This is a genomic window from Fluviicola taffensis DSM 16823 (assembly GCF_000194605.1).
GTDB lineage: Bacteria > Bacteroidota > Bacteroidia > Flavobacteriales_D > Crocinitomicaceae > Fluviicola > Fluviicola taffensis.
Map to the genome: position 1 here is coordinate 2,262,335 of NC_015321.1, position 15,145 is coordinate 2,277,479.

The 15,145-nt window shown below is 37.0% G+C and carries 12 protein-coding genes; 8 read left to right on the plus strand and 4 right to left on the minus strand.

Annotated features, from left to right (window positions below; all coding sequences use genetic code 11):
• Positions 1 to 7 precede the first annotated feature (7 nt).
• Entirely contained in the window at positions 8 to 1,465 is a 1,458-nt protein-coding gene (locus FLUTA_RS09910; RefSeq protein ID WP_083800547.1) for a GDSL-type esterase/lipase family protein, read from the minus strand.
• Positions 1,362 to 2,837 carry an SGNH/GDSL hydrolase family protein gene (locus FLUTA_RS09915; protein WP_013686739.1) on the minus strand — a complete coding sequence of 492 codons (1,476 nt, stop codon included), beginning with the start codon at positions 2,835 to 2,837 and terminating at the stop codon, positions 1,362 to 1,364. The genes FLUTA_RS09910 and FLUTA_RS09915 overlap by 104 nt, the downstream gene beginning before the upstream one ends.
• Positions 2,838 to 3,062: 225 nt before the next feature.
• Here FLUTA_RS09915 and FLUTA_RS09920 point away from each other — a divergent pair, with 225 nt between their 5' ends.
• Entirely contained in the window at positions 3,063 to 5,018 is a 1,956-nt protein-coding gene (locus tag FLUTA_RS09920; protein WP_013686740.1) for a thioredoxin domain-containing protein, read from the plus strand.
• A gap of 70 nt (positions 5,019 to 5,088) precedes the next feature.
• Here FLUTA_RS09920 and msrA read toward each other — a convergent pair whose 3' ends face one another.
• Entirely contained in the window at positions 5,089 to 5,745 is a 657-nt protein-coding gene (gene msrA, locus FLUTA_RS09925) for a peptide-methionine (S)-S-oxide reductase MsrA (protein ID WP_013686741.1), read from the minus strand.
• Between the two features lie 186 nt (positions 5,746 to 5,931).
• Between msrA and FLUTA_RS09930 the strand changes: the two genes are divergently transcribed.
• The 6 genes from FLUTA_RS09930 to FLUTA_RS09955 all read left to right on the plus strand — a co-directional run bounded on the left by FLUTA_RS09930 (position 5,932) and on the right by FLUTA_RS09955 (position 12,195).
• Positions 5,932 to 8,145: a peptidylprolyl isomerase gene (locus tag FLUTA_RS09930; protein ID WP_013686742.1), complete on the plus strand. Its 2,214-nt coding sequence runs from the start codon at positions 5,932 to 5,934 to the stop codon at positions 8,143 to 8,145.
• Between the two features lie 83 nt (positions 8,146 to 8,228).
• Complete coding sequence (locus FLUTA_RS09935; RefSeq protein ID WP_013686743.1) at positions 8,229 to 8,906, plus strand: hypothetical protein; 678 nt, start codon at positions 8,229 to 8,231, stop codon at positions 8,904 to 8,906.
• Between the two features lie 24 nt (positions 8,907 to 8,930).
• Positions 8,931 to 9,560 (plus strand): glycoside hydrolase family 16 protein, encoded by a 630-nt coding sequence (locus tag FLUTA_RS09940; protein ID WP_013686744.1) that lies wholly within the window; start codon positions 8,931 to 8,933, stop codon positions 9,558 to 9,560.
• A complete protein-coding gene (locus FLUTA_RS09945) occupies positions 9,530 to 10,438 on the plus strand; it encodes a T9SS type A sorting domain-containing protein (protein ID WP_148235422.1) in 909 nt (302 codons plus the stop codon). The genes FLUTA_RS09940 and FLUTA_RS09945 overlap by 31 nt, the downstream gene beginning before the upstream one ends.
• Before the next feature lie 4 nt (positions 10,439 to 10,442).
• Positions 10,443 to 11,042: a hypothetical protein gene (locus tag FLUTA_RS09950; protein ID WP_013686746.1), complete on the plus strand. Its 600-nt coding sequence runs from the start codon at positions 10,443 to 10,445 to the stop codon at positions 11,040 to 11,042.
• A gap of 115 nt (positions 11,043 to 11,157) precedes the next feature.
• Positions 11,158 to 12,195, plus strand: a complete 1,038-nt coding sequence (locus FLUTA_RS09955; RefSeq protein WP_013686747.1) for a glycoside hydrolase family 16 protein — start codon at positions 11,158 to 11,160, stop codon at positions 12,193 to 12,195.
• A gap of 86 nt (positions 12,196 to 12,281) precedes the next feature.
• On the opposite strand, the gene FLUTA_RS09960 is transcribed toward FLUTA_RS09955, so the two are convergent.
• Positions 12,282 to 13,442, minus strand: a complete 1,161-nt coding sequence (locus FLUTA_RS09960; RefSeq protein WP_013686748.1) for a peptidylprolyl isomerase — start codon at positions 13,440 to 13,442, stop codon at positions 12,282 to 12,284.
• A 290-nt stretch (positions 13,443 to 13,732) separates the two neighbouring features.
• Between FLUTA_RS09960 and FLUTA_RS09970 the strand changes: the two genes are divergently transcribed.
• Complete coding sequence (locus tag FLUTA_RS09970; RefSeq protein ID WP_043023757.1) at positions 13,733 to 15,130, plus strand: MBL fold metallo-hydrolase; 1,398 nt, start codon at positions 13,733 to 13,735, stop codon at positions 15,128 to 15,130.
• Positions 15,131 to 15,145 lie beyond the last annotated feature (15 nt).

Sequence of the window (15,145 nt, forward strand, 5' to 3'; positions counted from 1 at the left end):
AACAGTTTTAATTGATATATTTTCTTTTTTCCATTTGCTGGAACCACTTTTCAAAAGCATCTATGAATAGGTCTGCCTTGAGGTGATAACCAGGAACTGTAAAGTGAACTAAATCACTTCGCATAAGTCCATTTGATTTCCAAGTACGCGATGAACCTAGTTCACCCATGATTCCGTAAAAATCCCAAACGGGACATTCATATTTTTTAGCCAATTCAATAATAACTTCACGTTCGCGAGCTACGTTTTTATTGAGGTATTTCTTCTTATAACCAGCATCATTTGGAACAGTCAATAGAATAGCACAATCAGGATTCGCTGCGAGAACTTTCTTCATCATGCTTTCTAGATTATACTTGAAAACATCCGGATTGAATGAAGAATAGGGTACATTGGCATCATTTGTTCCAACTGAAAATGCAAAAAAATCGGGTGGTGATTCAGCCAGTTGTTCCTCAAAATTTTTATTGGCTAAGTAGGTGTAGAGTCCTGCCCCATTAATTCCGATGGTTGTGTATGAAATACCTGCATAAGTGTTACTTAGCTGAAAACCATTGATTTGCAAATTGTAAGGTCCAGCAATTAAACGTGTAAATTGAAGATTGAAGGTGTCAACAGGATCTGTAAACACGGCTTCAGTGTAACCCAGTGTTTCATTCCGGAATTTATTGACAATCAACATTTCATCCGAGCCAAAATTGAGTTCAAATGGAAATGGTCCTTTGTTGTGATAAACGCGAAGCCTTGTAAATCCTGGTTTTACATCTGTTTTGTCATGTCTAAATACAATCTCAACGATGGAATCAGGTGTTTCAATGACTACCCCAAGTAATCCGAAATCAATTCCAACTGGTCTGTTGAAATTCACGCTTCGGTAGGTTTTCCAGTTGTTTTTAGATTTGAATTCGTAGTTCCAAGGATTGTTTGTATTGGCTAAATCAAACGGAAAAATGAGGCCTCTTTCTCCTGGAATATCCAACCAATGCGTTTGCAAATACGTGCGGATATCGTGTGTGTAAACATCCGCTTGAAGGTGCGAACCTCCAATGTGGTAAAAATTTAATTTGCAGTTCTTTTCGGTGACCATGTTTCTAAAGTCTTGAAAAAGATGTTCCCAATTGGCACTTTGCGGACTGTAAAAACGGAAAGCATTGGCATTAAAATTGATAAACGGATATTGATATTTCAGATTGGTATCTAGGTGATGAAAAGTTGGGTAAATATATGAGTCAAGCGGAGTTTTTTCGCGTATTATCCCCACTTGCGATTGCGAAGTGCAAGCAATTAATGAGGCAATAACAAATGCGGTATAAAAACTAAACTTCATCCAATATTTGATTTGAGCAATGAGCATGCCGCTTTTATTGAGCTCCTTGTTTCCATTTGACATACTCTGCAGCCAGTGCATCGAAGAATAACTGTGAAGCAATACTTGCGCCCCGATTGGAGAAATGGATATAATCATTTCCAGCTAATCCTTTTTCTACCCAACTAGGCATCGAATTTTCTCCACCCATTGCACTGAATAAATCCCAATAACAAGCGCCAACTTCCTTAGAAACTCGGGTCATTTCTTGAACCAAGAATGGAAGCATTTTATAGGTCACGCGACCTGAAGCTGATTGCATAGACATATCACTTGGTCCGATTACGAGAACTGTAGCTGAAGGACGCAATTTTTTCACCGTGTATAATTGTCCTTTAAATTGCTTCGCATAATGACGAACAGATGAAGAATCATTCATGTATGGAACTCCGTTTCCTCCAAATTGCATGATTACCATTTCAACATTTAAGTCCTCATACATTTTGGCAGCTGTATTGTGGTCAATTTTACCAAAGAAAGTACCGCTCGATCCGCGCATTCCAATATTGTCAACCATTACTCCGTAATCGCTTTCAAGAGAGAATCCAATAATTGTTGGACTTACTGTGGCAGAAAACTCATAACGCAATTTGCCTGGTGTTGAAGGAAACTCTAATGAAAGTACATGGTATTTCCCATCATTTTCCAAGCTGTCTTCATGTACCAAAGTTGTTCCGTTATAGACTTTAATCTTGCAAGGTGCATAACAGCTTGTGTAGAACATTTTTGAATTGTTGTACGTTCTTGCTCGTGAATAGGCTGTTTTGGTTGGTTCAATTTCAATAAATGCTTCTTTCACAGTAGTAGCACTCAACATTTGAACGCTATCCATTTCAGAAGTAAATCGGGCAGCAGTATTCATCGATCCGTATTTCTTTGATTTCAGTCTTGCACCACCAAAAGCAGTGTATCGGGAGAAATTGGGAGAACAGGTTTGTTTGAATGTAATGGTATTGTATTCGTTTTTGGCAGGAATAGTTCCTGGACCAAAACCGCCAAATTGAGTTTGTAAACGCTGCCGAATATAAGAGGTCATGCGATCTCCTTCAATTTGAGAATCTCCATAATGCAGAACACGTACTTTTTTTCCTTTCGCAGCTCCATCCAGCTTCTCGAAAAATGCGTGGAGTGCTGCTTGTCCTTTTTCATTGAACTGGATACTCGTAGCAGCCTCAGCAGACAATGTTCCACCAGCAGGGGCACCCATTTTCCCGTCCGATTCGAATGTGTTTTTTATCGTGGTATCGGCAGTTGCCCCTTCAATATTCACTGTATCCACCTTTACGATATCAGTAATATCTTTTTTTTCTGCAGGCTTTGCGGGTGTTAACGCATCATTGAATGTAAGAAAGCGAATATCTGCTCCAAACAAGTTGATTTTGTCTCCATTGACTAAAAAACTGATTCCAGTAAGTAATACTAGAATTCCAGCAAGATAAATAAGAACATGAAAGGGTTGTAATTGCTTCACCTATATAAAAATTGAGCTACAAAATTAATCCAAATTGGGAATCGACCAATGATTGTTTATTATCTGCGAGGAATTGGGTATTATTTGAAGGATGAAGGTGTATTGGGTTGCAAGTTCGCGATATTGCGAACAGACCACTGTTTGTCTTGCTTTAGGAACTATTTTAAAGTAAAAATCTCTATCAAATTGATGAATTCATTCCATGACTATTCGTAACTTTAACTCATGGAACAGTACACAAACGAACTCATTCACGAAAGCAGTCTTTATTTACAACAACATGCGCATAACCCCGTAAATTGGGTTTCGTGGTCAAAAGAGGCATTTGAACGTGCTGAAAAGGAAGGCAAGTTGGTGCTTGTTTCTGTTGGATATTCAGCGTGTCATTGGTGCCACGTCATGGAACACGAATGTTTTGAAGATGAAGAAGTGGCTGCTTTGATGAATAAACACTTTGTGTGTATCAAGGTTGATCGGGAAGAACGCCCAGATGTGGATCAAGTTTATATGACCGCCGTTCAATTAATGACCCAAAGAGGTGGCTGGCCGCTAAATTGTTTCACCATTCCCAATGGTCAACCAATTTATGGAGGAACGTATTTCCCTAAAGAACAATGGATGCATGTATTGAAATCCTTGAATCAAACGTACACTTCGGAACCCGAAAAAGTACTAGAGTATGCCAAAGAACTTTCAGATGGAGTTCAGCAGTCGGATTTAATTGCTGTTGCAGAACCAATAAAGCCTTTTCCAACAGACAAATTGTTTGAATTGGTACGAAGATGGCAATCTCGTATGGACATGGTGGAAGGTGGTCCAACTTCTGCGCCTAAATTTCCGCTTCCGAGCAATCTTGAATTCTTACTTTATTACGGAGTTTTAGAAAAGCATGAAGAGATTCAAAAATACGTGAATTTGACATTGCATAAAATGGCATTGGGTGGCATTTACGATCAAGTTGGAGGTGGTTTTTCGCGCTATTCAGTTGATTTGTTGTGGAAAATACCGCATTTTGAGAAAATGTTATACGATAACGGTCAGTTATTGAGTGTTTACGCCCAAGCTTATCGCGAGACAAAAAATCCAGAATATAAACGCGTTTTAGATCAAACCTTAACTTGGTTGGAGCGCGAAATGCAAAGTGAAGAAGGAGGTTTGTTCGCAGCTCAAGATGCAGATTCGGAAGGAGTAGAGGGAAAATATTACGTTTGGACGAAAGAAGAGATTGAAGCTACTTTAGGCGAAAATGCATCGTGGTTTTGGAAATTTTACAATCCAGGAAACAAAGGATATTGGGAAGATCAGCAATGGGTTTTGTTGCGGAATGAAACATGGGAAGAATTCTGTAAAGCGAATCCGGATGTAAATTCCTCAAAAATTCAAGATCAATTAGATACCTTATTCTATGTTCGTAAAAAACGAATTGCGCCAGTTACGGATACCAAATGCTTAACAGCTTGGAACGCGCTCACACTAACAGGATTGATCGAAGCGTTCAAGGCAACAGAAGATCATTCTTATCTGAGATTGGCTTTACAAATTGCAAAATGGATTCGAACGTTTCAAACAACTAGTGATTTTCAATTATTCCATACCAGACAAAATGGGCGTTCATTCATTACCGGATTTCTGGATGATTACGCAACTTCGATTCAGGCATTTTTGACACTTTACCAAATCACGGCTGATGAAGAAGATTTAATTTTTGCGAAAGAACTTTGTAACTATGCTTTGAAGCATTTTCACGACGAACAATCAGAAATGTTCTATTTTACGGCTGATGACCACGATTTAATTGCTCGAAAAATGGAAATCAACGACAATGTGATTCCTTCAACGAACAGTATTATGGCGAATAATTTGTTGTCACTTTCTTTATTGGTTGATGAATTAGATTGGGAATTGAAAGCCAAACAAATGCTGCAAAATGTGATTGATGGAATGGAGCAATATGGCTCAGGATATTCCAATTGGGCGCTTTTATTACTCAGATTCCAAAAAGAAGTTCGGTTATTGACAATTCCGTCATCAGGAGACTGGATTAATTTAAGAAAATTGAGTTCACCCTTTGTAGTGGTTCGTTTTACGAATGAAAATACAGCTACGGTTTGTGCCGAAGGTGTTTGTTCAATTCCAATGGTGCTCCCATATGAGGTGGAAAATTATTTAAAAAACATGTAGGCACGCGATGCGCAGCGTGCCTACATGTTTTAATGCACCGCGTCCCCAAATCCTCAAGGGTTTTCAATTATTATTTCTTCTCTTCTGTTTTCAACATCTCAGGAGATTTAATCTGAAATTGCTTCAATCGGGGTACAGAAACAGCCTGAACATATCCGTTATTTGGATTTTTACATTCAAAATTTTGATGGTATTCTTCGGCCTTGTAAAACGCGGTATATTCTACAACCTCTGTGGTAATTGTTGGAAATTTTTTGTCCGCCAATAATTCTTTAATGAATGCTTTTGTATGATCGCGTTCATAAGCGTTTTGGTAAAAAATGGCAGAACGGTATTGAGTTCCTGCATCAGGACCTTGTCTGTTTAAAGTTGTTGGATCATGAGAGTCGTAAAATACTTTCAATAGTTCGTCGTAAGAAATGACTGTAGAATCGTAATAAATTTTCACCGTTTCGGCATGGCCAGTTGTTCCTGTACAAATTTCTTCATACGTTGGATTTACCACATGACCGCCTGCATAACCGCTTTCAACTTCTGCTACTCCTTTTACAGATTCGTAAATTGCTTCGACACACCAAAAGCAACCACTTCCAAAATAAGCAACCTGATAATTTGCTAATTCCTTGGGTTTTTTAGAAGTTTTAGTTGTTGTAACAGATTTATTTTTCTGACCACATGCGCTCAGAGAAATTAGTAAAACAAGAATTGAGGAAATAAGCTTTTTCATGAGTTTGTTTTGTCCAAGTTACGAAAGAGAAGTTATTTTGGTTTTCTCTTCTATTTTTTTAACCTTTCTAGCGAAAAAATTGCCCTTAGATGTCTCGTTTAATGACATTAAAGCAACAAAAAAATAGAGAAAGGTTTAAAAAGTCAGTACAACTGATTATATTCGCACCCTTAAAGAAATTATAGAATGGCAATCATTGGTAGAATTAGAAATATGCGTTACCTCCTTGTAGGTATCACGGGACTAGCTCTTTTAACGTTCATCCTTACAGGATTATTTGACAAAATAGGTTCATCTGTTGAATCTGGAAATTATGGAACTATTGATGGTGAAGTTGTCGATACGGCAATTTACAACAGTAAATTAATTCAGTTTCAGAATACTGATAGACAACAAGTAGAACAACAACAACAGCGTCAATATAACGATCAAGATGCAGAACAAAGTGCTGACAAAGCATGGTCTGCAACGGTAGATGAGATTGTTTTGAATGGTGAATATGAAGCACTTGGTTTGACTGTTTCTGAAAAAGAGTTTACATCGTTTTTATTTGGTGAAGATGGTTTTTCATTGATTCCAGAAATTCAACAAAATTTTTCTGACCCGAATACAGGTCAATTCAACGCTGCTCAATTGACAAAATATATTGAGGAGCAAGAAAAATCAACGGATGCTACTGCAGTTGCAAATTGGAAAAAAACAAAAGAAGCAATTCGTAATCAACGTATGCAAGAGAAATACTTTCAATTTTTAGGTCAAGGTGCTTATGTTACCAAATTGGAAGCGAAGAATGAATATTTGGCGAAGAATGAGTCAAAATCAATTTCATTTGTTGTTGGTCAATTCCGTGAGATTAAAGACGAAGATGTAAAAGTTTCAGACAAAGAAATTCGTGATTATTACGAAAAGAATAAAGAGAAACCAAAGTATCAAGTAATGGCAGGTCGTGATGTTAAATTCTTTGACATTGCAATTGAACCTTCAAAATCAGATATTGATACGTTTAATCTTGAAATGAAGAAAATTAAAACTGCTTTTGCTGCTTCAACAAATGATTCATTGTTCATTTTACAAAATTCGGAGCTTCCAAGAATGTATGCTTCAGGAAATCAATTGACATTCCGCCCAGAAGGTGATGCAAAAGCGCGTCAAGGAATGACTTACCCTGTTGCGATGGATACAGTTTTCAAAACTGCAACTGTTGGTCAAATTGTTGGACCATATGATGATAAAGGAAAAACGAGAATAGCGAAAGTACTGGGTTTCAATAGCACGGTATTAAAAGCACGTCATATTTTGATTAATGCGCCTGAAGGTGATGCGAAGAAAGTTGCGTCTGCTAAAAAATTGGCGGATAGCTTGGTGAAATTGGTAAACAATGCAAACTTTGCAGAGTTTGTAACCAAATATTCTGAAGATCAAGGTTCGAAAGAAAAAGGAGGTGTATACGAAGATTTCATGGATTACGAAATGGTAGAGCCATTCTCTAAATTCGCTATGGAAAAACCAATTGGAACGATTGGAGTTGTAAAAACACAATTCGGATTTCATATTATGGAAGTAATGGACAGAAAAGCTGGATCTAAATTTCCAGTATTGGCAGTTGTTGAGAAAACAATGTTACCTTCTGAAGACACGAAAGCTGATTTGAAAGACAAGGCATATACTTTATTGGCTAAATTGGACAGAGAATTAGAGAAAAAGTCAGATATTACGGATAAAGTGATTTTGTTTGACACAATTGCACGTAAAGCGGGTTACTACTCACGACCATTGAGAATGTTTGATGAGTCTCCAAAAGTACAAGGTTTTGTTACGAAAATGGCTATTCAAACTATTTTGGAATTGGCATACAACGATGAAGCGAAAGTAGGCGATATGTGTTCTGCTCCAATTCAAGATGACAAACGATTGGTGATTGCAATGGTTTCTTCGATTCGTGAAAAAGGAGTTCCTCAATTGGTTGATGTTTATGAGCGAATGAGAACAGATGCTATGAATGAGAAAAGAGCGAACAAAATTTTGAAAAAAATTGGTTCAGTTACGAACTTGGAAGTTTTAGCTAAAAAATTGAAAACAGAGGTGATGAATGCTGAAGTTACTTTTGCTACTCCAAGTATTCAAGGTGGAGGATATGAACCAGAAGTTATAGGTGCATTATTCTCTGGAAAAATTAAAGACAAATCATCTTCAAAAGCTACTGTTGGTCAATCTGGTGTTTATGTTATTCGCGTAAATAAATCAGTGAAAGCTCAAACTGTAACAAGTTACGATGCTGAGAAGATGCAAATGTTGAGTCAAATAAAAGGATCAATTGCAAATGTTTCTAGACAAGCATTACAGAAAAAAATGAATGTAATGGATAATCGAGCATTATTGGATGCTGGTATTATTCGTTAATAGACGATATTTAAATGATAAAAAGGTTGGGAATTTTCCCAACCTTTTTTGTTTAGTGTAATCTTCTTTTAAATCACCAATCTATGAAAAAAAGTGTATTGTTATTTTTAGTAGGATTTATTGGAATAAATTCAGCATTTTATGCTCAATCAAGAATCCCTACTTTTGAATTGCACGGTTCTGCAAACCATCCCTTGAGCAATAACTCGGAAGATCGAACATTCTTCGGCGGAGGTTTTGGCGCAAATCTTATTTTCAGAGATAGGAAACTGCTCAGTTTTAAAACTGGCATCGAAACTAATTTTTTTCATACTTGGAATAAAAGTGTTTCTTTGGGGAAAATGTCTGGCAAATCTGATGTGCATTATAAATTTTGGAATCTCTCCATTCCTATACTTTTGCGATTGCATGTGGGACAAAAAGTAAAATTCTTCCTTGAAGGGGGCGTTTATTTGGGTATTCCCTTGATAGGAAATACCACTTCAGAGTATCATTCCTATTCTTACTTCCCGGGAGGAACCAATGTGAATGAACCAAGAACGGAAAAGTTCGAAGGATATTTTTCAGTATCTCCAGCAGCAAGTTTAGGGGTCATTTTTCCGGTATCTCAGCGCATAGACCTCTATCTGAAACCAGAATTTTTATTCCAAAAAAATTTCGATGTTAATGTCTACGGACCCGGAAGCGATTTTAATAGTCATTTTCTCTATTTCCGGCTTTGTTTTGGAATTAGAATCAATTTGAACAATGAAATTGAGTAAATTCAAGCTGTAAAGTTTGAAAAGATGATTAAAAATAAATTAAGTGCATTGATTTTTGCACCTGGATTGGTAAGTGCTTCGTTCAGTTTTGCGCAGTGTTTTGACAATACAACTGTCACAATTACCCAAACAGATTGTATCCCATGCGATGATCAGACTTGGGTATTGAAATTCGAAGATAATTTTGATAGAAAAGAATTAGGTTCTAAAAACTGGGAAATTCCTTATCAAGGAGTTTTGGCTGGGTATGATTTTTCAAATAGTGGCTCGAAAACATGGTATGCCAATACGGGCTCAACTCCAAGTCTTCCTCCCTCCAATAATATAGCCATTGAAAATGGGGTGCTAAAATTAATTGCACGAAAAGAAAGTAGCCCAATAGCTGGAAAGTATGTAGTAAATTGGGGGACTAATCCCCCAACAAAAGATTCTTCTTCCTTCCAATATTCTTCCGTATGGGTTGATTCAAAGGGAATGCTTGGATACGGAAAGTATGAAACACGGATTAAAATTCCTACTACAAAAGGAATTTGGCCTGCGTTTTGGTTGTATGGAGCGAATCCGAACGAAGAATTTGACATTTTTGAAATGAAGGGGAAAGACCAGCTCAATTACATTGGGATGTGCATTGTCCAAGTAATTGCTCAAGTGTAGGGGGCTGGGCAACTGCTTCTTCCGGAAATTTTGTTTCGGGGTTTAATAGCGTAATGGGAGAATGGAGCCCAGGAATGTTCTTTTGGTATTGTAATGGTCGACAGTTTCAAGGTTGGCTTGGTGATTTAAATTATCAGGCGAATTTGATTGCAAACTTAAATTTAAATGGAAATAATGGTCCATTTCCACCTGCTATTGACGCTACAACGCCTTATCCATCCACTTTTGAAATTGATTATATTCGAGTCTTTAATAAAATCAATTGTCAGCAAACTATTAATATTTGTAATTATAATCATATTTTAACGAGCCCGACAGTATTGACAGGATCTCAGATTACACTTGGTGGAGCCTCGTGTTTTGGAGCTGTTTTGGAGAGCACGGAGAATTTGGATTTGATAGCGACTGATAATATCCAATTACTGCCTGGAGCAGACATGCGAGGTCTTTTTTCAGCAAAAATAATCAATTGTCCAGGTGTTCCGAAGAATACATCTGAATATCCGCAAGACGATCATTTTCCTGGCAATTCAGAAAATAATGGGGATGTGTCGTTTACAGAAGATTTGAATAAATCAGCCAATTCACCAAATACGGATGATAAAGCAATTATGGGACCAGTCGAACAAAGAGAGGAATCGTTTTATACGAAGATTTATCCTAATCCGACACAAGGAAAAATAAACATTGAGTTTGAAGGACGTATTTTTGGAGAAGTTGAAATTCAATTGATAAATAGCATGGAACAGATCGTGTTTACAAAATCAGGAATAAAGGAAAACTTCCATATTGATATTGCACACTTACCAAAAGGTATTTATTATTTGGTTGGTAACTTTGGAGAAAATAGCATTTCTGAAAAGATAATTTTAGAATAAACAGATGATAAAAGTAAATCAGATACTCATTTTAGTTGCGTTCCTGTTTGGGAGTTTGAATTCTTATGCTCAAACTAAGGATTCCATTTCCAAACCAAAAGCCTCATTTTGTTCGAAGAACGAATTAGGAGGTTTAATTGGAATTGGTCGTATTAAAGATCCGAATGATTATGTTGTAAGGAACCTGGAGTGGGCATTGGAACTGACAAGTATCAATGGAATTCGTTACAACCCTTGGTTTGTAGGCATTGGAGTGGGCATACGCAGCTGGCGGGGGGGTGGTTTTGGCTTTCCGCTTTTTGGTCATGTCTCGTTAGACTTGTGGAAAACAGGTCTTTTTATCCATGGAGATATAGGGTATCAATTCGGAATACGTAAAAATTATTTTGGAGTTCATGAGACAGGAGGATTTTATGCCGCTTATGGACTTGGTTATAATTTCGCTATCAAAAGACAATCTTTGTATGTGAAGGCTAGCATTTGTCATCAGAAAGCGAATGCGGAAGATAAGTATGGTGGTTTGGGACCAAGTACTTATCAAACATATAATGATATGGATTATTTATTTTGTCGAATAAGTTTGGGAATTCAATTTTCTAAATAAACAGTGATTTAAGATCCAAAATGGTGTTTGCTTTGACAGACAACCTTTAAAAGAAGGTGATGATCCAATTATTCCTTTTATCTTCATAGATTCAATGAAATCTATAATTAAACCAATGAAAAGAATACAGATACTAATAATTTTTTCGTTCTTGATGGGGAATGAAGCCATCGCGCAGTGTTTTGACAATACAACTGTCACAATTACCCAAACAGATTGTATCCCATGCGATGATCAGACTTGGGTATTGAAATTCGAAGATAATTTTGATAGAAAAGAATTAGGTTCTAAAAACTGGGAAATTCCTTATCAAGGAGTTTTGGCTGGGTATGATTTTTCAAATAGTGGCTCGAAAACATGGTATGCGAATACGGGCTCAACTCCAAGTCTTCCTCCCTCCAATAATATAGCCATTGAAAATGGGGTGCTAAAATTAATTGCACGAAAAGAAAGCAGCCCAATAGCTGGAAAGTATGTAGTAAATTGGGGGACTAATCCTCCAACAAAAGATTCTTCTTCCTTCCAATATTCTTCCGCATGGGTTGATTCAAAGGGAATGCTTGGATACGGAAAGTATGAAGCACGGATTAAAATTCCTACTACAAAAGGAATTTGGCCTGCGTTTTGGTTGTTCAACGGAGAAAATAATCACCGATATGAAATTGATATTTTTGAATTTTGGAACGAAACTAATTGTTTGAATCGTTACAAGAAAAACCGTTTATCGAAAAATCCCCATTTTACAATTCACGGAGATAGCATTAATCGGGGAAGTTCGCATTGTGCAGATGACATGTATCCTTGTTATGGAAATTGGGGGAATTCTAAAATAGATTATGGAAAAGACTTTCATGTCTACGCCTTAGAATGGGATTACTACAAAATCATTTGGTACATTGATGGAGAAATAGTTCATTCGTTATATCGGTTTAGCGGAAAAGGAGGTGAAATGATTGATTGTAATAATGTAGAACTTGGTGCGGTATACAAAGTGAATGAATCATGGCCATTTACTGATAAAATGACGGTACGATTTAATTTAGCCATTCAGTACAATCGCAATCAGTATGAAGCAGGTTCAGACTCCGATTTCCCAAGTACAATGGAAGTAGATTATTTTAGATTCTACAAGAAGGAACAGACTCGTCAGTAATCTTATTTAACTAAAAAGCCTCGATTTCACACATGCGAAATCGAGGCTTTTAGTTTTTTTCTAGAATACTATAGTGTAACTAGCTCTTATTTATCTTGTGTACCTTCTATTTGAATAGGTGTATTTGGAGTTGCTGCAGCAGGCATGATGTTCAATAGCTCAATATCAAACACTAAATCTGAGTACGGAGGAATTGCTCCAGGTCGTCCAGCAGCACCATACGCTTTGAAGTAAGGAATAACAAAAACTCCTCTTGCACCTTTGCTCATAATAGAGATTGCTTCATCGTATCCTGGAATCATTTGTCCAGAATCGTGTGTGAAATCTAATGGTTGATTACGATCACGAGATGAGTCGAATTTTGTTCCATTTAAGAAAGTTCCAATATATTGAGTAGATACTTTATCTCCTTTTTTCGCTTTTTCGCCATTTCCTTGTGTTTGGATGACATAAACTAATCCAGAAGCAGTTTGCTGTGCTGTTGGGTATTTTTTGCGAATCTCGGCCAACAAATACACGCTATATTCAGCTTCACTCATTGCAGCACATTTTGAAATACGCTCTTTTTCAATAGCATCTAATTTTGCTTGTTCTGCTTTTTTAATCTCTTGTTCAGCTTGAACTTTCGCATAAGCCGTTTTGAATGTTTGCGTGGCATTCCATGATTTGTAAGCTTTACCATTGCGAATGATAATCACTTTCGTCATCACATCATCTTGAGCAATTTTATTCACCACATCTTGTCCTTCTACTACATGACCAAAAACTGTATGTTTTCCATTCAACCAAGATGTTTCTTTGTGTGTAATGAAAAATTGACTTCCATTTGTTGCTGGTCCACTATTTGCCATCGAAAGAATTCCAGGTCCACTATGTGTTAAATCAGCACGCGTTTCATCTGGGAATTTATATCCAGGACCACCCATTCCTGTTCCTTGTGGATCGCCTCCTTGAATCATAAAATCTTTAATCACACGGTGAAATTTCAATCCATCGTAAAATGGTTTTGAGATTTTTATGGAATCAAAGATTGTGAAATTCCCTTCTGCTAAACCAACAAAATTTGCTACTGTCATAGGCGTTTTATCTGCCTCTAATTTTGTGATAATAGTTCCTTTTGTAGTGACAAAAGCTGCATAAATACCAGGCTCTGAATCTTTTGGCAACGCTACGGTTTGTGCAAAAAGTGAAGCGCTAGTAATACATAAAAGCACGAATGCAGAGATGTATTTAAGTCCTTTTTTCATAGTTAATAATTTGAGTTTAAAAATAGTGCAATTTTGCGAACTGCATTCGAAAAATCAAAAATCAGTCCAAACTTCACTTAAAACAAAATAATTTTTGGCATATTTCATTTGAACCGCAAAGAGTATAAGATTGCGAAGACTGTGATATGCAAAAAATTGCGTATTCTGCGCCTTTGCGGTTAAAATAGTCAGTAGGAATTCAAAGGTGAAATTGGAATTGACCTTTCTTGTGATTAAAATCATTTTTTGCTTCGAAAAAAACACGAAATTTGTGTTACAAAAACACAGACATGCGCATAGAACAATTATACACCAAATGTTTAGCCGAAGCGGCATATTTTATTGAAAGCGAAGGAGAAATTGCAGTTATTGATCCACTGAGAGAAGTTCAGCCATACGTTGATTTGGCCAAAGAATGGAACGGAGAAATCAAATATATTTTTGAAACACATTTCCATGCAGATTTTGTCTCAGGACACGTTGACCTAGCAAAACGCACTGGAGCAAAGATCGTTTACGGACCAACGGCAAAAACGAATTTTGAAACCATTATTGCGGAAGACAATCAGGAATTTAAAGTCGGAAAAATTACAATTAAGGTTTTACATACTCCAGGTCACACTCCTGAGTCTGTTACTTATTTGCTGATAGACGAAAATGGGAAAGAATCCGCTATTTTCACTGGAGACACTCTGTTTCTAGGAGATGTTGGTAGACCTGACCTAGCAATAAAAGGTGATTTGACACAATACGATTTGGCAGGAATGTTATTCGACTCATTGCGAAACAGGTTGATGGTTTTGCCAGATTCATTAATAGTTTATCCAGGTCATGGTGCAGGAAGTTCTTGTGGGAAAAGTATGAGCTCGGAAACAGTTGGAACATTGGGAGAGCAAAAACAAACCAATTATGCTTTGCGAGCAGATATGACTCGTGCCGAATTTATCAAAGAAGTAACGGAAGGAATTTTGCCTCCGCCACAATATTTTCCAAAGAATGCTATGATGAACAAAAATGGCTACGAATCGATAGATGAAGTTATTTCGAAAGGAAACACAGCTTTGAGCGTTGATGAAGTGAAAAGATTGATTCAAGATGGGGTATTGATTTTAGATGTGCGCAATCAGGATGAATATATTAAAGGCTCAATTCCTCAAAGTTTGTTCATTGGTTTAAATGGAACATTTGCGATGTGGGTTGGAGCTTTGATTGAGAATATCAACCAGCCAATTGTTTTGGTTGTTCCAGAAGGAAAAGAAGAAGAAACGGTTATGAGACTAGCCCGCGTTGGTTATGATAATTGTGTTGGTTATTTGAACGGCGGAATGCAATCTTGGGTGGAGTCAGGAGAATCGATTGAAACCATTGAATCGGTAACAGCTGAAAGTATCGCTTCGAAGATTGATTCACTTCCTATTTTGGATGTACGCAAACCAGGCGAATATGAAGCAGAGCATTTAGAAAATGCGGAACATGTTGCATTAGATTTCATGCTAGATGATTTGGGAGATTTGAAACCGAATAACCCTTATTATGTGCATTGTGCTGGTGGATACCGAAGTGTAATTGCCATTTCATTATTGAAGCAGAAAGGATTTAAGAACCTCATTGACATTGCTGGCGGATTTGGGGCTATTAAAAAAGCAGGTATTCCAACAACTGATTTTGTTTGCAGTTCTAAGAAATAATATCAATAAACCATT